The 24,465-nt window shown below is 31.1% G+C and carries 19 protein-coding genes and 3 tRNA genes; 8 read left to right on the top strand and 14 right to left on the bottom strand.

Going from position 1 to position 24,465, the window contains the following annotated elements:
• Positions 1-37 precede the first annotated feature (37 nt).
• On the bottom strand, positions 38-2,023 hold the full coding sequence (locus RSE15_RS03310; RefSeq protein WP_324069564.1) for an endonuclease: 1,986 nt from the start codon (positions 2,021-2,023) through the stop codon (positions 38-40).
• A 231-nt stretch (positions 2,024-2,254) separates the two neighbouring features.
• Between RSE15_RS03310 and RSE15_RS03305 the strand changes: the two genes are divergently transcribed.
• The 3 genes from RSE15_RS03305 to RSE15_RS03295 all read left to right on the top strand — a co-directional run bounded on the left by RSE15_RS03305 (position 2,255) and on the right by RSE15_RS03295 (position 8,151).
• Positions 2,255-5,002: a gluzincin family metallopeptidase gene (locus RSE15_RS03305; RefSeq protein WP_324069563.1), complete on the top strand. Its 2,748-nt coding sequence runs from the start codon at positions 2,255-2,257 to the stop codon at positions 5,000-5,002.
• 183 nt (positions 5,003-5,185) lie between these two features.
• Positions 5,186-7,588, top strand: a complete 2,403-nt coding sequence (locus RSE15_RS03300; RefSeq protein ID WP_324069562.1) for an alpha-ketoacid dehydrogenase subunit alpha/beta — start codon at positions 5,186-5,188, stop codon at positions 7,586-7,588.
• A complete protein-coding gene (locus tag RSE15_RS03295; protein WP_324069561.1) occupies positions 7,588-8,151 on the top strand; it encodes an anthranilate synthase component II in 564 nt (187 codons plus the stop codon). The genes RSE15_RS03300 and RSE15_RS03295 overlap by 1 nt, the downstream gene beginning before the upstream one ends.
• A 295-nt stretch (positions 8,152-8,446) precedes the next feature.
• On the opposite strand, the gene RSE15_RS03290 is transcribed toward RSE15_RS03295, so the two are convergent.
• Together RSE15_RS03290 and RSE15_RS03285 are read right to left on the bottom strand one after the other, a co-directional pair.
• Entirely contained in the window at positions 8,447-9,007 is a 561-nt protein-coding gene (locus RSE15_RS03290) for a hypothetical protein (RefSeq protein WP_324069560.1), read from the bottom strand.
• Between the two features lie 53 nt (positions 9,008-9,060).
• A complete protein-coding gene (locus tag RSE15_RS03285) occupies positions 9,061-10,179 on the bottom strand; it encodes a ligand-binding sensor domain-containing protein (RefSeq protein ID WP_324069558.1) in 1,119 nt (372 codons plus the stop codon).
• 150 nt (positions 10,180-10,329) lie between these two features.
• Here RSE15_RS03285 and RSE15_RS03280 point away from each other — a divergent pair, with 150 nt between their 5' ends.
• Both RSE15_RS03280 and RSE15_RS03275 read left to right on the top strand, forming a co-directional pair.
• On the top strand, positions 10,330-11,223 hold the full coding sequence (locus RSE15_RS03280) for a winged helix-turn-helix domain-containing protein (RefSeq protein ID WP_324069557.1): 894 nt from the start codon (positions 10,330-10,332) through the stop codon (positions 11,221-11,223).
• Positions 11,224-11,384: 161 nt separating this feature from the next.
• Positions 11,385-12,407 (top strand): M28 family metallopeptidase, encoded by a 1,023-nt coding sequence (locus RSE15_RS03275; protein ID WP_324069556.1) that lies wholly within the window; start codon positions 11,385-11,387, stop codon positions 12,405-12,407.
• 47 nt (positions 12,408-12,454) lie between these two features.
• Here the strand turns inward: RSE15_RS03275 and RSE15_RS03270 are convergent, their stop codons facing one another.
• The 7 genes from RSE15_RS03270 to RSE15_RS03240 form a co-directional block, all read right to left on the bottom strand.
• Positions 12,455-12,898 carry a sterol desaturase family protein gene (locus tag RSE15_RS03270; RefSeq protein ID WP_324069555.1) on the bottom strand — a complete coding sequence of 148 codons (444 nt, stop codon included), beginning with the start codon at positions 12,896-12,898 and terminating at the stop codon, positions 12,455-12,457.
• A gap of 78 nt (positions 12,899-12,976) precedes the next feature.
• On the bottom strand, positions 12,977-13,816 hold the full coding sequence (locus RSE15_RS03265; RefSeq protein WP_324069554.1) for a phytoene/squalene synthase family protein: 840 nt from the start codon (positions 13,814-13,816) through the stop codon (positions 12,977-12,979).
• Between the two features lie 2 nt (positions 13,817-13,818).
• Positions 13,819-15,279 carry a bifunctional phytoene desaturase/3,4-desaturase gene (locus RSE15_RS03260; RefSeq protein WP_324069553.1) on the bottom strand — a complete coding sequence of 487 codons (1,461 nt, stop codon included), beginning with the start codon at positions 15,277-15,279 and terminating at the stop codon, positions 13,819-13,821.
• A 56-nt stretch (positions 15,280-15,335) separates the two neighbouring features.
• Positions 15,336-16,235 carry a MerR family transcriptional regulator gene (locus tag RSE15_RS03255; protein WP_324069552.1) on the bottom strand — a complete coding sequence of 300 codons (900 nt, stop codon included), beginning with the start codon at positions 16,233-16,235 and terminating at the stop codon, positions 15,336-15,338.
• A 146-nt stretch (positions 16,236-16,381) separates the two neighbouring features.
• Positions 16,382-16,464, bottom strand: a tRNA-Leu gene (locus tag RSE15_RS03250).
• A gap of 42 nt (positions 16,465-16,506) precedes the next feature.
• Positions 16,507-16,579 (bottom strand) — tRNA-Lys (locus RSE15_RS03245).
• 29 nt (positions 16,580-16,608) lie between these two features.
• A tRNA-Lys gene (locus tag RSE15_RS03240) sits at positions 16,609-16,681 on the bottom strand.
• 129 nt (positions 16,682-16,810) lie between these two features.
• On the opposite strand from RSE15_RS03240, the gene RSE15_RS03235 reads away from it, so the two are divergent.
• Positions 16,811-17,326, top strand: coding sequence for a shikimate kinase (locus RSE15_RS03235; RefSeq protein ID WP_324069551.1), 516 nt, complete (start codon positions 16,811-16,813; stop codon positions 17,324-17,326).
• On the opposite strand, the gene RSE15_RS03230 is transcribed toward RSE15_RS03235, so the two are convergent.
• Genes RSE15_RS03230 through RSE15_RS03220 form a run of 3 tightly spaced genes read right to left on the bottom strand, consistent with a single transcriptional unit; the run spans position 17,318 to position 18,787 of the window.
• Complete coding sequence (locus RSE15_RS03230) at positions 17,318-17,812, bottom strand: phosphoribosyltransferase family protein (RefSeq protein ID WP_324069550.1); 495 nt, start codon at positions 17,810-17,812, stop codon at positions 17,318-17,320. The genes RSE15_RS03235 and RSE15_RS03230 overlap by 9 nt on opposite strands.
• Before the next feature lie 9 nt (positions 17,813-17,821).
• Positions 17,822-18,388 carry a methyltransferase domain-containing protein gene (locus RSE15_RS03225; RefSeq protein WP_324069549.1) on the bottom strand — a complete coding sequence of 189 codons (567 nt, stop codon included), beginning with the start codon at positions 18,386-18,388 and terminating at the stop codon, positions 17,822-17,824.
• A complete protein-coding gene (locus RSE15_RS03220; RefSeq protein WP_324069548.1) occupies positions 18,389-18,787 on the bottom strand; it encodes an RNA-binding S4 domain-containing protein in 399 nt (132 codons plus the stop codon).
• Positions 18,788-18,868: 81 nt separating this feature from the next.
• On the opposite strand from RSE15_RS03220, the gene RSE15_RS03215 reads away from it, so the two are divergent.
• On the top strand, positions 18,869-19,855 hold the full coding sequence (locus tag RSE15_RS03215; RefSeq protein ID WP_324069547.1) for an FKBP-type peptidyl-prolyl cis-trans isomerase: 987 nt from the start codon (positions 18,869-18,871) through the stop codon (positions 19,853-19,855).
• Between the two features lie 241 nt (positions 19,856-20,096).
• Here RSE15_RS03215 and RSE15_RS03210 read toward each other — a convergent pair whose 3' ends face one another.
• Positions 20,097-20,807 carry a DUF4197 domain-containing protein gene (locus RSE15_RS03210; protein WP_324069546.1) on the bottom strand — a complete coding sequence of 237 codons (711 nt, stop codon included), beginning with the start codon at positions 20,805-20,807 and terminating at the stop codon, positions 20,097-20,099.
• Between the two features lie 128 nt (positions 20,808-20,935).
• Between RSE15_RS03210 and RSE15_RS03205 the strand changes: the two genes are divergently transcribed.
• The gene (locus RSE15_RS03205; RefSeq protein ID WP_324069545.1) at positions 20,936-24,361 is read left to right on the top strand and encodes a methylmalonyl-CoA mutase family protein; all 3,426 of its coding nucleotides are present in this window, start codon (positions 20,936-20,938) and stop codon (positions 24,359-24,361) included.
• The last annotated feature ends 104 nt before the right edge of the window (positions 24,362-24,465 follow it).

Genomic DNA, 24,465 nt, shown 5'->3' with positions numbered 1-24,465 from the left:
AAGAGAAAGGTCAGATTTAAAATCTGACCTTTTTTATTTACTTCACAATTATTTTTTTTGTGGTGGATTGGAATCCATTTGATACTTTAACTAAATACATCCCGGCATTTAAATCTATATTTATTCGAATTTCATTTTCAAAATTTTGACTTTGAACCATTTGACCTGTAATTGTATAAATTTCAACCTTTGAATTTCCTTCTAGTCCAGCTACAATTATATAATCGGTTGTTGGGTTAGGATAAACCGCAACGTTATTTTCAATAGGATTTTGAATAGACAAACTTGACGACCATGGCTGGCCAAAATTAACTCCAAAAATATAATCTACTAACAGTGGATAATCAATAAAAGGATTACGATTCATTTGCCATGAATAAATATAGTTGTTACGATTCATTTCAAAATCGTCTCTTGGATCAGAATGGTTCCAAACTAACAAAGTTGCTAAATCACCAATATTTCCAGAGGCTATAGATGTACTTGGTAAATATTCGCTTGGATCGCCATTAACTACATTCAATCCGTCAAAACGAACAGCCATATAAAACAATGCTCTTGCTACATCGCCTCGCCAAGAACCTTGAGTTCCTGAAGGACCTGCATAAACCGTTGCTGAATTTACAGTTCCGTAATTTTTATTATTTCTTGAAGTGTTTTCCTGACCATTCTCTGCTCTTATATGATGCGCATCTGAAACACCGTCTACAAAACTTGCTGCACTTGTAGAATTCCAAACACCAATTCCATCCGCAGTATCACCATTAGCAACCTCAAAACCTCCTCTAGATTGACAAAAAATATGTTCTCTATTCCATTTACCCACTATACTGCTTGTGGTTTGTTGATCTAATTTTGCCATTGGAATCTCTAAATACATATCCCATATTTGATTGGAATTCTCTGGATTTTGATCTGCAGTTCGTATAATATCCCATATATCTGCATAACTATGTAATCGTACCGTGGGTGCTGCAATAATATCTTGAACCGCTTGTTTTAAAGCATTACCTGATAATCCTTCTAACGAATCGTAATAACCTGTTGGGATTGTTGGTGTAACTATATTATAAGTAGGATTTATAGGCGTTCCAAAAGTTTGCACAACATAATCGTTGTCGTAAACTCTAAGAATTAAATTATCATTATTAATAACGTATCCTGTGGGTACACTTTGAATATCAATTAACAACTCTTCATCACCTTCGTCCGTTATATCATCAAACAAGGTACATGTATTTGAAGCGGTTGTTTGTCCTACTGGTATTAAAACAGTTAAGTTTGTATTGGTATAATCATTTACCATGAAATTTCCGTTTACCAACGTAAAATTAAATAGCAAATCTGAACCGGTCACAGGTTGACTCGTTGTAAAAACAAAATCAAAAACATCGCCTTCATTATAATTGGTTTGAGAAGTAGATACTGTGATATAATTCAAAATAATTCCCGAACCATCATTATTCATTCCAGGAGTTGGTGTTTTTACTTCGTATGTCCCATCATTTTTACGTTGAATAGATTGAGTAGTTCCCAAACCGTTCATGTTTTCGTTTGTTGAAACAGTAAGCCCAAAGATTGCCATTAAATTTGTAGCGGTTGCAGTTGCAGTAGAATAGGCTATTGCATTTACTAAGTTAGTTGACGTTGCCAATGTTCCGTCAGGAAAATCTGTTGCATTTGCTTGATATAAAGCAATAACATCGGGTCCGTTTTGAATTTTACCGTTTGGAATAACAAGTGTTGGCGCAGGAGCAACTGCTGTGTTTCCTGATAAAAAAATTCCGTTTATATCAGTAGAATAACCGTCTAAATCTATTGCGTAATAACTTAATGAATTGGTTTCATTGTATAAAACTAATACATAACCATCCAATGAGAAATTTGGTGTAGTAGATTTTAATTCTATAAATTCATTCACATCTGAGCCTGTCATATCAACATCTATTTCGTTAATAACGACCTGAGAATAAATAGAAATTCCTGATAAAAGAAATATAAGGATGAGTATTTTTCTAAACATAACAACTATTTTAATCAAAATTACGAATATAATATTGAAATGACTTCAATTTTATCTAGACAAACTCTATTTAAGTATTAATTAATTTTATTTTTAAATATTATGATTATTTAAAGCAACTTTTTACTTTATTTGTCATCTAACATTAAATAGGTAAATCATTTGAAATTTGTTATCAAAATAGTTTTTTTATTTTTTCCTTTCTATATTTTTTCTCAGCATTCTTCCAAAATGAATGTTAGAATTAATGTTGAAGAAAAAACGCTATTGGTCAATCAAGTTTTAACCTACAACAATACAAGTAATGATACTTTAAAATATATTATTTTGAACGACTGGAATAATGCCTTTTCTTCAAAATCTTCTGCATTAGCAAAACGATTTTCGGATGAATTTATTAGATCTTTTCATTTAGCTACCGAAAAAGAAAGAGGTTTCACAGATGTTAAAAATATCATTGACAGCAATTTCAATCCGCTTCCTTGGAGTCGACCTGATGGGAAAATAGATTTGATTAAAATTGAATTAACACAACCTATATTGCCTTGTTCTAAACAGAGTTTCACTTTTGTATATTCCGTAAAAATTCCTGATTCTAAATTCACAAAATACGGATTCGATAATGATGGCGGAATTACGTTAAAAAATTGGTATTTAAATCCAGCACGATATATACACAAACAATTTACGCAATATAGTAATGAAAACATTGATGATATTCCAAATGCTTTTTCTGATTTTGAAATAGAATTTGAACTACCTACTAACTACTCATTATCTAGTAATTTACAAGAAATAGACACCCTGAACTTATCAAATTCTAAAAAAATTATATTAAAAACTAGTAACAAACCTGAAGCGATACTTACGCTTCAACCCAATAATACTTACCAAAACTATAAAAATGAAATTATTGAAGTAAGTTGTGGACTAGAAGACAATAGAGTTAATGAAATTGACAAAGTAATCATTTTTGACAAAGTTAGTCGTTTTACTGCTGATAAATTAGGCATGCCGCTTTCTTCAAAAATATTGATTACACAAGAAGATTACTCCCGACAACCTTTTTATGGATTAAATCAACTCCCAAGTTTTTTAAGTCCGTTTTCTGATAATTTAATTTTTGAATTGAAATTTTTAAAAACCTATTTGAATAATTATTTAAAAGAAAATTTAAATCTAGACCAACGAAAAGACTATTGGATTTATGATGGCATCCAAATGTTTTTAATGATGCAATATGTTGAGGAATATTATCCTAACTTAAAAATGACAGGAAACATCGCTAACTTAAAAATATTAAAATCTTATCACTTTGTTAATCTAAATTTCAACGAACAATATAGCTATTTACATATGCTAATGGCTCGAAAAAACTTAGACCAAGCCCTTAATGAGCCAAAAAATAGATTGATTAAATTTAACGAACAAATTGCTAATAAATATAGAGCTGGGTTAAGTTTAAAATATTTAGACAGTTATTTAGAAAACGACATTGTTCATAATACCATAAAAGAATTTATTCAGGAAAATCAATATTTTGGCACCAATTCACGTCAGTTTGAAACGGTTTTATTAAAAAATAGTCCAAAAGATATCAATTGGTTTTTTAGAACTATAATTGAAACCAGAGATTTAATCGATTATAAATTTGGAAAAGTTACCAAAACTAATGATTCTATTGCTGTTAATATCATAAATAGAACAAATACAAATATTCCAATTTCTATATATCAATTAAAAGACAATCAAGTAATTAATAAAATTTGGGTTACAAATATTAAAACGGATTCTACAATCGTAATTCCAAGATTAGGAGCCGATAAGCTAACATTAAATTACAATAACGAGGTTCCAGAATACAACTTACGAAATAACTGGAAATCATTAAAAGGATTTTTCTCTAACAATAGGCCATTTAAATTATCATTTTTTAAAGATATAGAAGAACCTCACTACAATCAACTTTTCTTTGTACCTGAAGTAGAATTTAATTTATATGATGGAATATCACCAGGTATAAGATTCAATAATAAATCTATTTTAAACAAACCTTTTACGTTTAGTGCAACACCAATGTATTCTTCAAACACAGGAAAATTTGTTGGAAAAGCAACATTTTTAGTCGAAGATAATATTAGAGATGAAGGAAAATTATATAGAATAAGATACTTATTAAGAGGTAGTTTATTTCATTATGCACAAGATGCTACATACACCGATATTGTCCCAACTATACAGTTTTTATTTAGAGATAAAAATCTTAGGGTTAATAAAAATGAATTTATACAACTAAGACAAGTTTATATCGATAGAGAAAAATCGGCTTTTATTAATAAAAACACTGAAAATTATAACATTTTTAATGCAAAATATGGTAACTTTCAATCTGAAGGCACCAAACATTTTTCAATTTCAAATGATTTACAAATTTCGAGCAAATTTGGGAAAGTAGCTACCGAATTACATTATAGAAAATTGTTTGAAAACAACAGACAAATTAGTTTACGATTTTATGCTGGAGCCTTTATGTTTAATAGCTCAAATTCTGATTTTTTCAGCTTTGGTTTAGATCGACCAAACGATTATATGTTTGATTACAACTTACTAGGAAGAAGTGAAACAACAGGAATTTATAGCCAACAATACGTTTACGGAGAAGGCGGATTTAAATCTAAGTTAGATACAAGATATGCAAATCAATGGATTACAACTGTAAATGGTACTTTTAATATTTGGAATTGGATTCAAATATATGGTGATGCGGGAATGTTAAAAAACAAATATGATAAGGTAAAATTTGTTTATGATTCAGGTTTACACTTCAATTTAGTTCCAGATTATTTTGAATTATTTTTACCTGTATATTCATCAAATGGATTTTCGTTAAACGATGCAAATTATGGCCAACAAATTCGATTCGTTGTAACTTTAAGTCCAAAAACATTAATTTCGCTATTTACTAGAAAATGGCTTTAATAGTTTTTTACCTAATTAAATGATAATTTCGCAACTTATATTCGTTTTTTAATAGATTCATTGCGTTTTTCAAATTAAAACTATTGATAATTTAATAATAATTAAAAAAATATTATTACCCCTATTGTTTTATAACTGGTTTTAATTAAATTTGTTGAATTATCAATTTCGTATAAACAGCTTATGAAAACAGCAACAACACCAGAAGTAGTATCTTTTGAAGATTTCAAAAATGAAGTCATCAACGATTATAAAATTGCTAAAATCAGTAGAGAATGTAGTCTTTTAGGAAGAAAAGAAGTACTTACTGGTAAAGCTAAATTTGGTATTTTTGGTGATGGTAAAGAGGTTCCGCAATTAGCATTAGCAAAAGCATTCCAAAATGGAGACTTTCGTTCTGGATATTACCGTGATCAAACTTTTATGATGGCAATTGGCCATTTAACTATTGAGCAATTTTTTGCTGGATTATATGGACATACCGATATTAATTTTGATCCTATGAGCGCAGGTCGTCAAATGGGTGGTCACTTTGCTACACATTCATTAGACGAAAATGGAAATTGGAACAATTTAACGCAACAAAAGAATTCGAGTTCTGATATTTCTCCTACTGCAGGGCAAATGCCTCGTTTATTAGGATTAGCTCAGGCTTCAAAAATATATAGAAATGTTTCAGGTATCAACCAAACGAACTTCTCCAAAAACGGAAACGAAGTAGCTTGGGGAACAATCGGAAATGCATCAACTTCAGAAGGTTTATTCTTTGAAACCATCAATGCTGCTGGTGTTTTACAAGTACCAATGGTAATGAGCGTTTGGGACGACGAATACGGAATTTCTGTTCATGCACGATACCAAACAACAAAAGAAAACATCTCAGAAATTTTAAAAGGATTTCAACGTGATGAAGATAATAAAGGATACGAAATATTACGTGTTAAGGGTTGGGATTACCCAGCATTAGTGGAAACATATCAAAAAGCATCACAAATTGCACGTGATGAACATGTTCCCGTTTTAGTTCACGTTCAAGAATTAACTCAACCACAAGGGCATTCAACTTCTGGAAGTCACGAACGTTATAAAAACGCTGAACGATTGGCTTGGGAAACCGAGTTTGATTGTTTAGCTAAAATGAAAACTTGGCTAATTGAAAACAATATTGCTACTTCTGAAGAATTAGATGCAATTGACAATCAAGCTAAAAAAGATGTTTTAGAAGGTAAAAAAGTGGCTTGGGCAAACTTTACCGCACCTATCAAAGCAGAACAACAAGAATTAGCTGGTTTATTGAATTCTATCGCTTCACAAAGTGAAAACAAGGTTTTTATTGAGAAAATAGCTAATGATGTTGCTTCAATCAAAGAACCTATTCGAAAAGATATTTTAGTGGCTGCTCGCAAAGCCTTGCGCATGATTATTAGAGAAAACTCTCGTGCCTCATTAGCATCATGGATAGAAAATTATTTGGCAAAAATTCAACCAAAATTTAGTTCGCACTTGTTTTCAGAATCAGAAAAGACGGTGTTAAAAACGAAAGAAGTCGCTCCAACATATGATGCAACTGCTGAAGATGTAGATGCGCGTTTGGTATTAAGAGATAATTTTGATGCCATATTTTCAAAATACCCTGAAGCATTAATTTTTGGTGAAGATGCTGGAAATATTGGTGATGTTAACCAAGGCCTAGAAGGAATGCAAGAAAAATACGGAGAATTACGTGTTGCCGATGTCGGAATTCGCGAAGCTACGATTCTTGGACAAGGAATTGGAATGGCAATGAGAGGATTGCGTCCAATTGCTGAAATTCAATATTTAGATTATTTGTTGTACGCTATTCAAATCATGAGCGATGATTTAGCTACTTTACAATATAGAACAGCGGGTCGTCAAAAAGCACCGTTAATTATCAGAACTCGTGGGCACCGTTTAGAAGGTGTTTGGCATTCAGGTTCTCCAATGGGAATGATTATCAATGCCATTAGAGGAATTCACGTTTTAGTTCCAAGAAATATGACGAAAGCTGCTGGTTTTTATAACACCCTTTTAGAATCTGACGAGCCAGCATTGGTGGTTGAATGTTTAAATGGCTACCGTTTAAAAGAAAAAATGCCAACAAATTTAGGTGAATTCAAAACGCCTATCGGAGTGGTAGAAACTATTAAAAATGGTAGTGACATTACCTTAGTTTCATACGGTTCAACTTTACGCTTGGTAGAACAAGCAGCAAATGAATTAGAATCGGTTGGAATTAGTGCTGAAATCATTGATATTCAATCGTTATTACCTTTCGATATCAATCACGACATTGTGAAATCAGTAGCAAAAACGAATCGTTTATTAGTAATTGACGAAGACGTTCCAGGTGGAGCAAGTGCTTATATTTTACAAGAAATTGTAGAAAACCAAAAAGGATATCAATATTTAGATAGCGCACCGCAAACATTAGCTTCAAAAGCACACAGACCTGCATATGGAACTGATGGTGATTACTTCTCAAAACCTTCAGCAGAAGACATTTTTGAGAAAGTATATGCGATTATGAATGAGGCAAATCCAACAAAATATCCAAATTTGTATTAATGAAAGTCGCTGTCATTGATAATTACGATAGCTTTACTTATAATTTAGTTCATTATTTAGAGGATTTGAAGGTGGAAGTTACTGTATTTAGAAATGACGAATTTGAATTATTAGATTTAGAAAAATTTGAGAAAATACTTTTGTCTCCTGGACCTGGAATTCCTGATGAAGCTGGTTTATTAAAAGAAGTTATCAAAAAATATGCTCCTACAAAAAGTATTTTAGGTATTTGTCTAGGATTACAAGCTATTGGTGAAATCTTTGGTGGAAAATTATCCAATCTAGAAAAGGTATATCATGGCGTTGCAACAAAAATTTTTATAAAAGAAAAAGATTCTATTTTTAATAACTTACCTAATGAATTATATGTTGGAAGATATCATTCTTGGGTAATCTCAAATAAAAACCTTCCAATAGATTTGATTATAACTTCTACTGATGAAAATGATCAAATAATGTCATTGAAACATTCTGTTTATGATGTTAGAGGTGTTCAATTCCATCCTGAAAGCATTTTAACAGTGCATGGAAAACAAATTTTAAAAAATTGGATTGAAAATTAGTTTTAACGAAATAGATTACATTTTTTATAAAATTTAACTTTTATGTAAAAGTAATCGTATAATTACAAAACTAAGATACAACTATGAACTTTCTAAAATATTTTTAGCTATTAAGTTGTTTGAATAAATAATATAAAGAACGCTTTTTCTATTACAAACTCTTGCTACTTTTTTTAGTAATTTTATTTTAATCTATTATTAAAGCACTAAAGAATGTGATATTTTTACATAATATTATTATAATCAATTTTCAGTACAAAAAGCAATACCATTGAAAGGTTAAAACTAATCTATATTAACATCCATCTATCCTTATACTCAATTTTCCATTGGTATTAGAAAGGATAAAAGGTATTTTTTCTAATGTACAACGAGGTTCAATAGTAAATTGGATATACCCACTGACTTCAAAATCATCGTTAGATAATACTTTTAAAGTTTTTTTGTAATTGGTGTTTTCACGAACCCAATTTACAAGACTTCCATGGTTATTGAGTTCTCCTTTTGAAAGGGGTGTTTCAATAATTGCCTCGTCGACTAATATTTTTTCGGGATCAGTAATATTAATGATAAATTTACCTGTAAAGTCTCCTTTTTCATTGGGTGAAATAAAATAAGAGCCATTTTTTAAATTCATTTGTATTGTTAGTGCGTATTCATTTTTAATTACTCTATCTACTCTAATAATTGAAGTGTAAAGTTGATCAACATGTATTACATCATCGTTAAAATGAGTTGGCATCATATTAATGCTATCTAGTTCATTTGTATTAGAGGCGGTTTCTTGAGAATTCACACTTGTGCAACTACAGTTGAACAATAGAATCAATAAAAAATAAATTAAATTGTGGTTCATGATTGAAGATTTTTTTAATTAATAATATAAATAAAAGTAAAATGTTTTTAGTGTTACCAAGGTCCAAATCTGGTAACATTTACAAATGCATTATTTTCTAATCGATATGCCCCTTTAAAACCGACAAACCATAATCGGTTTTGTTGATCTTGGTAAATTTGAAAAGACAATGGTCTAAATTCACCTTCCTTAATTTGAATTTTTTGAAATGTTTCACCATTGTAACTATAAATATCGCGCTTATTTGCAGTAAACCAAATGGTACCGTTTATATCTTCAAAAATATAGCCTACGCCTTCATTTTTACCTAGTAGTTTTTCAGTTAAGTTATAAAATGAATTTCCATCGTATCGAAAAAGTCCATTAGCTGTTGAAACCAAATAATTTCCATTCGAAATTTCTATAATTTGATTTACAAAATTGGAGAGAAGTTTATCTTTTGCTGAAATGTTTATTAACGTCTTTCCATCATAAACATAAGCTCCGCCATTAGTTGCAAACCATATATTCCCTTTACTGTCTACTATAATTGAATGAATCATTTTAGAAGTACTAACTCCCATATTAGGATTTACTTTCCCTTCAGGAATTTCAAACGATGTAAAAACTTGTCCATCAAAAGTAAAAACACCTTGTGTTGTTCCAATCCATAGGGTTCCTTTAGTATCCATTATCATGCTCCAAAGCGCACCAATTGCTTCAATATCTTTCACATAATAATTGGTAAAAAATTCGCCATCATATTTTGCAATCCCATTATTATATCCTATCCAAATATTTCCTGCTTTATCTTCAAGAATAACATGAACTGTTATACCATTACCTTTCAAATCTTTAATCGAAAAATAAACAACACCACTTTTATCCTTACGACAAAGTCCATCTTGTGTACCAAACCAAAAATTTCCTTTACTATCTTGAAGTACTGTACGAACAACACCACTTATTTGGTATCCTTGGCTTTCTTTATCGTGTGGACTGATTTTATACTCGGGTAAAGTTTCAGCTTTCATACTAATACTGTCTTCGTGTATTTTAAATTGTTCAGGCCTAATTTTTAATGGCAATTCATTTTTTTCAACTTGACCCGCACAAGATGAAAATAAAGAAAAACAAAACATTGAAATAGTAATTGTTTTAAAATTGAAGAAAAATAATTTTATTCCTTTCATAATTGGTCTAATTCAGCTTTTAAAATTGTTACAAGAATAAATGTAACCTAGTATTTATTAAATTCAATGTAAAACTAAACTAGTCAAACCTTTCAAATGTAAAAAAAATGCAAAATAAGTGTCAATGCTTTTAAAAAACGGCAAAAATTTATGTTATTTGCATTACTTATGAATCTAAGAAAAATATATTTCTACTGTAGTTTATGCATAGCAGTTTTTGCTTCCATAATGCTTTTATCATCAAATAAAAAGAGTGAACCAGTTCCTGAACTAGTCAAAATTACTTTGCGCGATGTTGGTAACAAATTGTTATTGTCCAATAGAGATAGTACCTCACTTATTTTACCTATTCAAAAAATAGGCGATTCAAAATATCAACTTTCCTTTGAAAAAGCACTTGCTATTCACCCTGATAGTTTAATTGCAATTGTCGCTCGTAGTTTTAAACAAGCAAACCTTCCTGTCGATTACCAAATTGAAGTAAAACAATGTGAAGATTTAGAAGTCGCTTATAGTTTTCTAAAATATGCTAACCAAGGAAAAAGTATCATACCGTGTCGCGGACGTATCATTCCACAAAAATGCTATATAATAGAAGTGCGTTTTTTAGAAAAAATAGTAAATTCACTTAACAAATACTTTTGGTTTTGGATTGTACTCTTATTAGTAAGTCTTATTTTAACTTTTGTGTTCTTTCCTAAGAGAAAAAAAACAAAACCAACTAATTTAATTAACGAAAATAGCATTTTGATTGGTAAATTTCATTTCTACCCAAGCGAAAACAAACTAATGTTAGAAACAAAAGAAATTAGTCTTTCTAAAAAAGAAGTTGAATTGTTAAGCCTATTTGTTGCGAATCAAAATAAAATCATCAAACGAGAGGAACTTTCTAAAAAAGTATGGGAAGATCATGGTGTTTTTGTTGGCAGAAGCTTAGATACCTACATTTCTAAGTTACGTAAAAAACTAATTGAAGATGAAACCCTGAAATTAACGAATATTCACGGGATTGGTTACATCCTTGAGACAAAAGATAAAGAGTAATATTAGCCAGTAACCCGAAATTAAACAATATTATCAGCGATACATTTTAATAAATAATTTTATTACTTATTAGTTTTTTTTCGTTCTTCCCACAATAAAAATTTAAATTTAACAACAAACTATTATATTTGTTATTGAAAAAAAAATTTACACATGCTATTATGAGAAAAATAATGTTATTTGGTGTTGTTTTCACCATGTTTGTTAGCTGTTCATCTGCACAAAAAACCACAAAAAAACAAGCAGACGCCAGTAATTACATAACTACTATTAAAGCTGAAGAACTAAGCAAGCATCTATATATTGTTGCTGGAGATGAAATGCAAGGTAGAAATACTGGAGAACCTGGACAAAAAAAAGCAGGTGAGTATTTGATTAGCGAATACAAAAAAATGGGAATCAGTTTTCCTCCAGGAGCAACTGATTTTTATCAAAAAGTTCCTTCTGAATTCATGAAAAGAGGATTTGCTCCAAAATTGAATGATTCAGAAAATATTTGGGCATTCATTAAAGGTTCTGAAAAACCAGAAGAAATTTTAGTTATTTCTGCACATTACGACCACGTAGGAATGAAAAATGGTGAAATTTATAATGGTGCCGACGATGATGGTTCAGGAACTGTAGCGTTATTAGAAATTGCTCAAGCATTTAAAGAAGCTGAGAAAAAAGGACAAGGACCAAAGCGTTCTATCTTATTTTTACACGTAACAGGTGAAGAACATGGTTTACATGGTTCTAGATACTATTCAGAAAACCCTTTATTTCCATTAGAAAACACTATTGCAGATATCAATATTGATATGATTGGACGTAGAGACACACTTCATCCAGCTACTAACAATTACATTTATGTAATTGGTTCTGATAGATTAAGTAGCGAGTTACATACTATAAATGAAGAAGTTAATACTAAATTTACAAAATTAGAATTAGACTACAAGTATAACGACCGAAACGACCCTGAAAGAATTTATTTCCGTTCTGACCATTATAATTTTGCTAAAAAAGGAATTCCTTCCATTTTCTTTTTTAATGGTATTCATGCAGATTATCACTTACCAAGTGACACTCCTGATAAAATTGAATATGATGCTTTAGCAAAACGTGCCCAACTAGCTTTTGCCCTAGCTTGGGAATTAGCCAATAGAAAAGAAAGAATAAAAGTCGATAAAAACGGGGAATAAGTTCATTATTTTATAAAAACTAAAAAATCCCGCTTCAGCGGGATTTTTTAGTTTTTATAAAATTTAAAAGGAACTATTAACATTCCAAAGCATTCGCCGTGTTCTTTTCCAATATGTTTGTGATGCATTTTATGGGCTCTTCTAACCGCTCTAGCATATTTATTATCTGCATTTCTGAAGATTTTAAAACGTTGGTGTATGAAAATATCATGTACTAAAAAGTAGGTAATTCCATAGGCTAAAATTCCTAAACCTATTGATATTCCTAATTCGAATGAACCAATACTCCACGTATAAAAACAAGTAATACTAACAATGGCATAAAAAATAAAAAAGGCATCATTTCTTTCAAACCAAGAATCATGATCTTTTTTATGGTGGTCTGCATGTAAACTCCATAAAAAGCCATGCATTACATACTTATGTGTAAACCAAGCCATAAATTCCATAATAAAAAAGGTGGTAAAAAAAACTAAAACGTGAATCCACATAATATTTTAAATTTTAATAATTAAATTTATTGAAAGCTATTGAAACGTAATTCAGCATGATAAAAGAACCATCATCCATCAAATAATATTTAATCTATATTTGACGTAGCATCTCGCTAATAATTGTACTTTTTGATAATCAGAAACTCTTATTCTCGTATTTTTAATTTCAAGAGAAGGGGTTTTTTGAAGTTTTTTCAATAACTTTTTATAATATCTATAAGCTGTATACACTCCAAATTTAGCTTCTAACGGAAGATTTTTTATTCCTTCGAATGCAGCTTCAAAATCACTTTCAATATCTGCAATTATTTCTTGTTTTGATTTTTCGTCTAAATGATTCAAATCGGTATTAGGAAAATAAGTTCTACTTAAATCTTCAAAATCTGCTTTTAAATCTCTTAAGAAATTTACTTTTTGAAATGCAGAGCCTAAACGCATCGCTGAATCTTTTAGTTCATTGAATCTTGTTTCGTTTCCATTGACAAAAACTTTCAAACACATTAAACCCACTACATCAGCAGAACCATAAATGTATTCTTGATATTCTTCTGTTGTTTTATATTCGCTTTTGCTTAAATCTAATTTCATACTTTTCATAAAAGCATCAATCATCTCTTGTGGAATATTGTATTTATTCACTGTGTGTTGAAATGAATTTAAAATAGGATTTAAACTTATTTTATGTGAAAGGGCATCTTTTAAATCTTCTTCAAATTTATCAAAAAGAAATGCTTTATCATAATCATGGAACGAATCTACAATTTCGTCTGCAAAACGAACAAAACCATAAATATTATAAATATCTTGTCTAATACTAGGCGCCAGCATTTTTACGGCACTCGAGAAAGAGGTACTATATGCTTTAGTAACTTTTACACTACAATCGTTAGATATTTTGTCAAATAATGCCTTCATGCTTATTGATATTTTTCTATTAAATCTGATACTAATTTTCCTGAGATTAAGGAAGGAGGTACTCCTGGTCCTGGTACAGTTAATTGACCAGTAAAATATAAGTTTTTTACTTTTTTACTTTTCAATTTAGGTCTTAAAAAAGCGGTTTGCAGTAAGGTATTTGCCATACCATACGCATTCCCTTTGTACGAATTATAATCTTTTATAAAATCATTTACACAAAATGATTCCTTAAAGATAATATTATTTTTTACTTTTTGATCAGTTAATTGTTCAAGACGCGTAATTATTTTTTCAAAATACAATTCACGTAATTCGTTAGTATCTTCCAAACCAGGAGCTAAAGGGATTAAAAAGATACCTGCTTCTTTTCCTTCTGGAGCTGATGAAGCATCTGTTTTAGAGGGAAAACTAGCATAAAAAAGCGGATTTTCTGGCCATTTTGGATGGTCATAAATTGCTTCGGCATGCACATCAAAATCCACATCAAAAAATAATGAATGATGTTCTACATTTTCAATTTTTTTGTCAAACCCCACATAAAATAATAGGGAAGAAGGAGCAAATGTTTTATTTTCCCAGTAATTTTCTGAATACTGACGATAATTTTTTTCTAATAATGTTTCAGAATGATGATAATCGGCTCCACTTAATACAATATCTGCAGTAACTATTTTATTATTGACTAATATGCCAGTTGCTTTACCATTGGTTACATCAATTTTTTCAACGTTAGCATTAGTTTCTATTTTGACGCCCAATTCTCTTGCTAATGTTTCCATTGCTAATATTACAGAATACATTCCGTTTTTTGGATGCCAAGTGCCTAAGCCAAAATCGGCATAATTCATGAAGTTATAAAATGATGGTGTGTCACTTGGTTTAGCTCCTAAAAACAAAACGGGAAATTCTAATATTTGAACCAATTTCATGTTTTTGAATCTTTTTCGAACATCTTTTTTAATGTTACTAAAAAATTGATTCACTTTTTTGGCTGTTTCTAGTGTGATTAATTCTAATGGAGATTCACCCGGACGGTAAACTAAATCTTTAATTGCAATATCATAATTACTTTTGGCTTCTGCCATAAATTGTTCTAATTGTTTACCACTTCCTTTTTCGATAGATTCAAAAGTGCTAACAATTTCAGGTAAATTATCTGCAATTGTTACAAAATCTAAATGCCCAAAATACACCTGATAAGCAGGAGATAATTTAATTAACTCATAATAATCAGACGGTTTTTTATTGAAATCAGCAAAAAATCGCTCAAAAACATCTGGCATCCAATACCAAGTTGGGCCAATATCAAAAGTAAAGCCTTCTTTTTTAAGTTGACGTGCTCTTCCTCCTATGGTGCTATTTTTCTCATAGATTGTTACATCATTACCTTGTTTTGCTAAATAGCAAGCCGCAGCCAATGAAGAAAATCCAGAACCGATAATGACAATTTTTTTTTGCACTTGCTGTTTATTTTGTTTAACAAAAATAATAAAAAAGTTAAACGAAACAAAACTTTTTATAAAGTATTTGAAAGTTCTTCTATACTATTAAATATGTGAACGTTATTTGGTATTGTTTTAGATGAAATAAACTGTGTCATTCTTCCTAATAAAAGGAGCTCGTGGTTCGTGTTTTCTAATAATTTAGAATACATGTCAGCTAGATATCCGTTTACTTCATCTTGATTAGGTTCAACAGTTAAATAGCTTACAAAAGTGATTTTTTCAAATGAATTTTTCAAGTCTACTAAACTGTCAGTAGGAATGCTTTCTCCTAGATAAATAGTTTGATAACCGTTTAATAGAATTTCGTAGTTTAAATACATTAATCCTAGTTCGTGTATTTCGTTCAACGGAAGAAATAACACAAAAACTTTATCATTTTTAATAGGTTCTAGTATTTGAACTTTTTCGGTATTAATTAAAAGTTTTTGTTTGATAAGATAGGTGATAAAGTGCTCGTGAGCTGGAGTAATGGTTTCAGTTTGCCATAAAAATCCTAATTCTTGCATTAAGGGTACAAAAACAGTGTAAAAGACTTCTCTAAATGATTTCTCGTTAAGTAATTGATTGTAAGTATTAAAAAATAATGATTGATCAAAATTCATCATTGCCATTTTAAAAGTACTGATGGCGTGATTTTTTGCACTTTTTTCGGAAATAATATCGTTTGCTAACTTGTTAATTTGTTCTTGATTAAGCGTGCCAATTTTTGAGATTTTATACCCGTAATTATGAAGCAAGACAATGTTTAATAACTTTTGAAGATTTTTAATATCATAGGAACGAATGTTGGTATCCGAGCGCATAGGTTCTAAAACATTATAGCGTTTTTCCCAAATACGAATCGTATGTGCTTTTATGCCAGAAAGATTTTCTAAATCTTTGATACTGAAAACATTTTTAACATTGTTCATCTTTTACTTTATTTTGTTCAACAAAAGTAACAAAAAAAGTAAACAAAAACATTTTTAGAATAAAAAAAATGTTTATTCAATATTAAAATAATTTAAACAAAGATTGTTTTGATAGTAAAAGAGGGGAGATTATGTAGTATTTTTTGTGACCATGGAGGGATTTGAACCCTCACGCCCTTGCGAGCACCACCCCCTCAAGATGGCGAGTCTACCGTTTCTCCACATGGCCCTAAAAGAAAAGACGTTGCATTGCAACGTCTTTAGATTATTGTGACCTGGCTGGGGCTCGAACCCAGGACCCCATCATTAAAAGTGATGTGCTCTACCAACTGAGCTACCAAGTCGTAGCTTTCAAGAAAATAGTGTTTTTTTGTGACCTGGCTGGGGCTCGAACCCAGGACCCCATCATTAAAAGTGATGTGCTCTACCAGCTGAGCTACCAAGTCATTTTCTTTTCTTGAATGCGGGTGCAAATATATAAACATTTATTTATTTTCCAATGGGAATTTATTATAAATTTGTCTTTTTTTATAATTAATTTCTTAACCCTTTAATTTATAGAGGATTATTTACATATGAAAGTAGTGTTGTTAGGTTACATGGGATGTGGTAAGTCGGTAATTGGGGATTTTTTAGCAAAAAAGTTACAAGTATCTTTCTATGATTTGGATAAAGAAATTGAAAAAGTAACTCAAAGTTCTATCTCCGAATTGTTTCAAAGTAAAGGTGAAATTTATTTTAGAAAAAAGGAAAATGAAGTCTTGAAAACTTTCCTAAATAAAAAAGAAGACTTTGTTTTGAGTTTAGGAGGCGGTACACCTTGTTATTTTAATAATCATGAATTGTTGCAACAAGATGACGTTTTTTCAATTTACTTGAAGGCTTCTACGGATAATTTAGTAAATCGATTGATAAACGAAAAAGAAAAACGTCCATTGTTGCACAATCAAGATGAAGTTTCATTGAGAGATTTTATCAATAAGCATTTATTTGACCGAAACTTTTATTACCATCAAGCTACTAAAATAATAATTGTAGATAATAAGTCGGTAAAGCAAATTTCAGATGAAATAGAAACTTTATTAACTTAAATAAGCGTACGAATTATTTTCTTCAAAAACTACTTGAATATGTTCTTGTAGCGAAGTTGAAAGCGAAATCCCTTTAAAATCAGCTTTTACAGGATATTTTTTATGGTTTCTGTCTACTAAAACGGCTGTTTTAAATTTACTTAACGGAACTTCTAAAAAGTGTTTAACACCATATATTAATGTAGTTCCAGAGCTTAACACGTCATCAATTAAAACTAACGATTTATTTTGGTAATCTGCTGCTGGTATTGATGTGGTAATATTGTCTTGCGGGTTTTGTTTATTGATTTTAACTTCACAAAGTGTAATTTTTAAATCAGAAATCAAAGTTAATTCAGTGGCTATTTTTTGAGCGAAAATATATCCATTATTTGCAATTCCTGCTAATATTACCTCCTCATCATTAACAAACGTTTCAAAAATTTGGTATGCAATTCGTTTAGTTTTGTGTGCGATTTCTTTGTGAGTTAATATAATATTTTCCATGTGTTGTTGTTATTTGACTTCAAAGATAAAAAAGAGTTCTTTATTTTCTCGTGGCTTTATTGAATTATGTGCGATTTCTAATGTTTTTAAATAAAATGAATTTGAAAACAGGTTTATATATTCTGTTTTTGAACCTCCAAATGGTGGACCTTCATTAGTTAAAGGGAAATCAAATAATAAGCCGGCTAATTTTCCTTTAGGATTTAATAAAGAAGCCATTTTTTTTGCATATTGAGGCCGTATTTCGGGAGGTAAGGCGCAAAAAAATGTTTGTTCAATAATTAAATCGTACGTTGTAGTTAAAGAAAAAAAATCAGCATTTATAAGATTTGAGATGTGCTCAGGTTTTCTTTTTTTGATGTTTTCTAATGGAGTTTTAGCGATATCAACAACAAAAACATTATGAAATCCTTTTTCTATTAAGTAGTCAAATTCGTATCCATTTCCAGCGCCTGGAATTAAAATTTTAAGATTTTTATCTGTCAACTGGTTTATGTACTCTTTTAATGGAGTGGTAATTGTTCCAGCATCCCATCCAGTTTCTCCTTTTAAATAACGTTCTTCCCAGTAATTCATTTATTCTGTTTTATTACTCTCTTCTACATCGTCTGAATCCCATAAATAATCATCAATATCTCTTCGCTCTTTTTTAGTGGGGCGACCTGTACCGTTTGCACGATAATGTTCTTTCGATAATTTTAATAATTCTAAATGTTCAAATGCTTCCGCAGGAGTTTCATCTTTTCTGTACATGTCCACTAATTTAGCTCCTAAACGATTTTGAGGAATGTCAATGACGGTTAATTTATAATTAATTTGGTCTTTACGGAGTGTAATTTTGTCTGTAGGATAGACTTCTCTTGAAGCTTTTGCAACCTGACCATTCACTGTTATATGCCCTTTTTTTAACGCTTCAGTTGCTATACTTCGGGTTTTGTAATAACGTAAACACCATAAAAGTTTATCTATACGCATAATATAAATCAAAAAACCATGTTAATATTTCTGCAAAAATAAATGAAAATTGTATCTTGCGCTCACAAAAAATGCATAATAATGAAGAGTTTGATTAAAATAGTATTGGTTTTAAGTTTATTTACGGGTTTTTATTCATGTCAAAATGAAGATAGTACTTCAGCAACACCTGACAGACCTTATGAAGAAGTTTATTTAGAAGACATTGCAGAGATAGAAGATTTTCTGCATACACATTATGTAACTGTTGATTCAGATTTTAATACAACTTTTACACAAATACCAGATGGAGGTTCTCAAACTCCTATTTGGGATATGCCTGAATTAGATACAATTCAAAGAAAAAGGCATGACATAACTTATACAATTTACTACTTAAATTTAAGAGAAGGTTCTGGAGAAAATATTACTAGAGTTGATTCTTCTTTTGTTTCCTATAAAGGATTCAGCTTTGCAAAAACTACTGTTGATGCGGTGGATACCTACACACAAACGGTTTTTGATAGTAAACAAAATCCAGTATGGTTGTCTTTAGATGAAGTAATTAGAGGTTGGGCTGAAGTAATACCTAAATTTAAAACAGGCACATTTAGTTCTGAAGTAGATGGAACAATTTCTTTTGATAATTTTGGAACAGGAGTAATGTTTCTTCCTTCAGGTTTGGCTTATTTTAGCTCGGGAACTTTAACGATTCCTTCTTATGCGCCATTAGTATTTTCATTTAAATTACATAATTTAAGAAGAAGAGATCATGATAGAGATGGTATTTTGTCGATGCATGAATATGGACCTAATTTTGTTGATGATGCAATTGATACAGACGGTGATGAAAGACCTGATTATATAGATGTTGATGATGATGCTGATGGAGTATTAACGAAAACAGAACGTTCATTTACATATTTGGATGGTACAGAAACTAGAACAGGTTATTATCCATTTAATGGGGCTCTTGTTGATAATCCTTCTACTCCATATGATGATACAAAGGGTATCCCTAGTTGTTCAAATGATTTCATAACAGCTACTAGGTTAAGAAGGCATTTAGATCCTACTTGTAGAAATTAATGTATATTTAAATATTAAAGACCGATGAAAATCGGTCTTTTTTTTATACAAAAAAAACTCCAATTTTCATTGGAGTGATTTTTACTAAACTAACCCTAACTATATGAGAATTCTATTCTTATTACTATGCAAATATCCGATGAATTTTTGAATTATAATATTAAGGTTGTGTTATTCTTATGTTATTGATTATTAAAATTTTAAAGTTTTTTTTGAAAATAAATAAATTTCGTAGAAAGAATTATTTTTGATCTTGTAAAGCAAATACTTTTCTTAATAAATCAGAACTTCTTGAGGCTAAATTAGTTCGAATATCTTTTTCTTCCACTGCAATCATTTTGAAAACTCCTTCCATAGCTTTTTTAGTGTTATAGTCTGTTAAATCGGGATTTACTTTTTTAACTAGCGGAATGCTATTGTACTTAGTGATAATTTCTTTCCAAACTTTATCAGCGCCAACTTTGGTGTACGAATTTTTAATTACGGGATTAAATTTGGTATACAAAGCAGTAGAAGTTGTATTTTGTAAATAAGTTGTGGCCGAACTTTCGTTACCCATTAAAATATTTTTAGCATCAGTAAATGTCATTTGTTTTACAGCATCCACAAAAATAGGTGTCGCTTCTTTAACGGCATCTTCCGCAGCACGATTAATTACTTTTAAACCTTCATCAGCTAATTTACTCATTCCTATTTGACGTAATTTTTTATCGACTGTTTGAAGTTCTTCGGGTAATAATATTTTTACAGCTTCATTTTTAAAAAAACCATCTGTTGCGGTTAATTTTGAAACTTGTTTAGCAATACCATTGTTCAATGCTTCTTTTAATCCATTTCCTATTTCTGCCTGACTCAATACACCGGTTCCTTGTGGTAATTGATCTAAAACTTGTTGCATTTCGGCACAACCAAACAAACCAAATGCTACTAAACTAAGGGCGATTTTTCTCATATTTTTCTGTTTTACTAACTTATTTCCAAAGATAGTGCCATTTTTTGACTGAATTTATTCTAAAATTTGAATGAAATAAAATTATTAAATTCGTAAATTGCACCCTTAAAAACGAATAAAAATTACAGATGGAACTACAAACTCCTTATATTCCTAAAAATAAAGTAAGAATTGTGACCGCAGCGTCACTTTTTGATGGACACGATGCAGCCATTAATATCATGCGTAGAATTATTCAAGCTACGGGTGTTGAAGTTATTCACCTTGGACATGATAGAAGTGTGGAAGAAGTTGTAAACACAGCTATTCAAGAAGATGCTAATGCGATTGCAATGACATCTTACCAAGGAGGTCATAACGAATATTTCAAATATATGTATGATTTGCTTAAAGAAAAAGGAGCAGGTCACATCAAAATATTTGGTGGAGGTGGAGGTGTTATCTTACCTTCTGAAATTTCAGAATTACACGAATACGGTATCGAAAGAATTTATTCGCCAGATGACGGTCGTGCCATGGGATTACAAGGTATGATAAACGATTTAGTGCAACGTTCGGATTATCCAATTGGAGATAAATTAACGGGAGAATTATCGCATATCGAAGATAAAAATCCAACTGCAATTGCACGATTAATTTCTGCAGCTGAGAATTTTCCAGAAATTGCAAAATCAGTTTTTGACCAAATTCACCAAAAGAATGAAACGTCAAAAATCCCAGTTTTAGGAATCACAGGAACGGGTGGTGCCGGAAAATCATCGTTAGTAGATGAATTAGTACGTCGTTTTTTAATCGATTTCCCTGAAAAAACTATTGGATTAATTTCGGTTGACCCATCAAAACGTAAAACGGGAGGTGCTTTGTTAGGCGATAGAATTCGTATGAATGCGATTAATAATTCTCGTGTTTATATGCGTTCGTTGGCTACACGTCAATCTAATTTGGCTTTATCAAAATATGTGGCTGAAGCAATTGAAGTGTTGAAAGCTGCTAAATATGACATCATTATTTTAGAAACATCTGGAATTGGACAATCGGATACCGAAATTTTAGAACATTCTGATGTTTCATTATACGTAATGACACCAGAATTTGGAGCAGCAACACAATTAGAAAAAATCGATATGTTAGATTTTGCTGATTTAGTTGCTTTGAATAAATTTGACAAACGTGGTGCTTTAGATGCCATTCGTGATGTAAAAAAACAATACCAACGCAATCATAATTTATGGGATGTAGATACTGATAAAATGCCAATTTTTGGGACAATCGCCTCGCAATTCAACGACCCAGGAATGAACACGTTGTACAAATCTATCATGGATAAGATTGTAGCCAAAACAGGAGCTGATTTAAAATCGACTTTTGAAATTACACGTGAAATGAGCGAGAAAATTTTCGTAATTCCGCCTCACAGAACACGTTATTTATCTGAAATTGCAGAAAACAATAGAAAATACGACGAAACAGCACTTTCGCAAGTAGAAGTAGCTCAAAAATTATACGGAATTTGCAAAACTATAGAAACCGTTAACGGAAATGTTCCACAAATAGATAAAGCAGGAATTGTTGAAAGTTCTTTGAACATTACTGCTGATAACAAAGATTTTGTTTCGTTATTGACTAAAGAATTCGACCGTGTAAAAATGAATTTGGACCCATACAACTGGGAAATCATTTTAACTTGGGACGAAAAAGTAAACAAATACAAAAATCCTGTTTATAGTTTTAAAGTTCGTGATAAAGAAATCAAAATTGCAACGCATACTGAATCGTTATCACATTCTCAAATTCCAAAAGTTTCTTTGCCAAAATACCAAGCTTGGGGAGATATATTAAAATGGAATTTACAAGAAAATGTTCCAGGTGAATTCCCATTCGCATCAGGATTATATCCGTTCAAACGCGAAGGTGAAGATCCAAGTAGAATGTTCGCAGGAGAAGGAGGACCAGAACGTACCAACAAACGTTTCCATTATGTATCTGCGGGATTACCTGCAAAACGTCTTTCTACAGCTTTTGACTCGGTTACTTTATACGGAAATGATCCACATATTCGTCCTGACATTTATGGAAAAATCGGTAATGCAGGAGTTTCAATCTGTTGCTTAGATGATGCGAAGAAATTATATTCAGGTTTCGATTTAAGTCACCCATTAACTTCCGTTTCGATGACAATTAACGGTCCTGCTCCAATGTTGTTAGGATTCTTCATGAATGCTGCCATCGATCAAAACTGTGAAAAATACATCGTTGAAAATGGTCTACAAGATGAAGTAGAAGCTAAAATCAACGAAATCTATAAGAAAAAAGGCGTAGCTCGTCCAACATACCAAGGTGCTTTACCAGAAGGGAATAATGGTTTAGGGTTGATGCTATTAGGTGTTACAGGTGACCAAGTTTTACCTTTTGATGTATATCAAGATATTAAAATTAAAACGTTAGCACAAGTTCGTGGAACAGTTCAAGCTGATATTTTAAAAGAAGATCAAGCACAAAATACTTGTATTTTCTCTACAGAATTTGCATTGCGTTTGATGGGTGACGTTCAAGAATATTTCATTAAGCAAAACGTTCGTAATTTCTATTCCGTTTCGATTTCGGGATATCATATTGCTGAAGCAGGAGCGAATCCAATTACACAATTAGCCTTCACTTTGGCAAATGGTTTTACTTATGTAGAATACTATTTAAGTAGAGGAATGAACATCAACGATTTCGGTCCGAACTTATCATTCTTCTTCTCAAACGGAATTGATCCAGAATATGCGGTAATCGGTCGTGTAGCACGTAAAATTTGGGCGAAAGCCTTGAAAAATAAATACGGTGCCAACGAAAGAGCACAAATGTTGAAATACCACATTCAAACTTCTGGCCGTTCGTTACACGCGCAAGAAATTGATTTTAATGACATTCGTACGACTTTACAAGCGTTGTATGCAATTTACGACAACTGTAACTCGTTGCATACGAATGCTTACGACGAAGCGATTACGACTCCAACTGAAGAATCAGTGCGTAGAGCAATGGCAATTCAGTTGATTATTAATAAAGAATTAGGTTTAGCGAAAAATGAAAACCCAATTCAAGGTTCGTTCATAATTGAAGAATTAACCGATTTAGTAGAAGATGCTGTTTTACAAGAATTCGACAGAATCACAGAACGTGGAGGAGTTTTAGGTGCAATGGAAACGATGTACCAAAGAAGTAAAATTCAAGAAGAATCATTGTATTACGAAACCTTGAAACACACTGGAGAATTTCCAATTATTGGTGTAAATACGTTCTTGAGTTCAAAAGGTTCGCCAACGGTTATTCCAGCTGAGGTTATTCGTGCAACGGAGGAAGAAAAACAATATCAAATTGATATGTTAACCGATTTGCATAAAACAAGTGCAGAAAAAGTAGTCGAGCACATTAACATTTTACAAGAAGCAGCGATTAAGAACCAAAACATTTTCGAAAAATTAATGGATGCAACTAAGGTTTGTTCGTTAGGGCAAATCACCAATGCGTTATTCGAGGTTGGTGGTCAGTATCGACGCAATATGTAATATTTCGAATGTATATATTTTGTAGAGACAAGGCAATGCCTTGTCTCTTTTTTTTGAATCCATTCAAAAAAAATCAAAATCATTTTCAATTCCCAAAATAATTT

The sequence above is a fragment of the Flavobacterium sp. genome, from assembly GCF_035195345.1.
Taxonomy (GTDB): Bacteria; Bacteroidota; Bacteroidia; order Flavobacteriales; family Flavobacteriaceae; genus Flavobacterium.
Note: the sequence above shows the minus strand (reverse complement) of the source record. Positions and strands in the feature narration are given on the sequence as shown.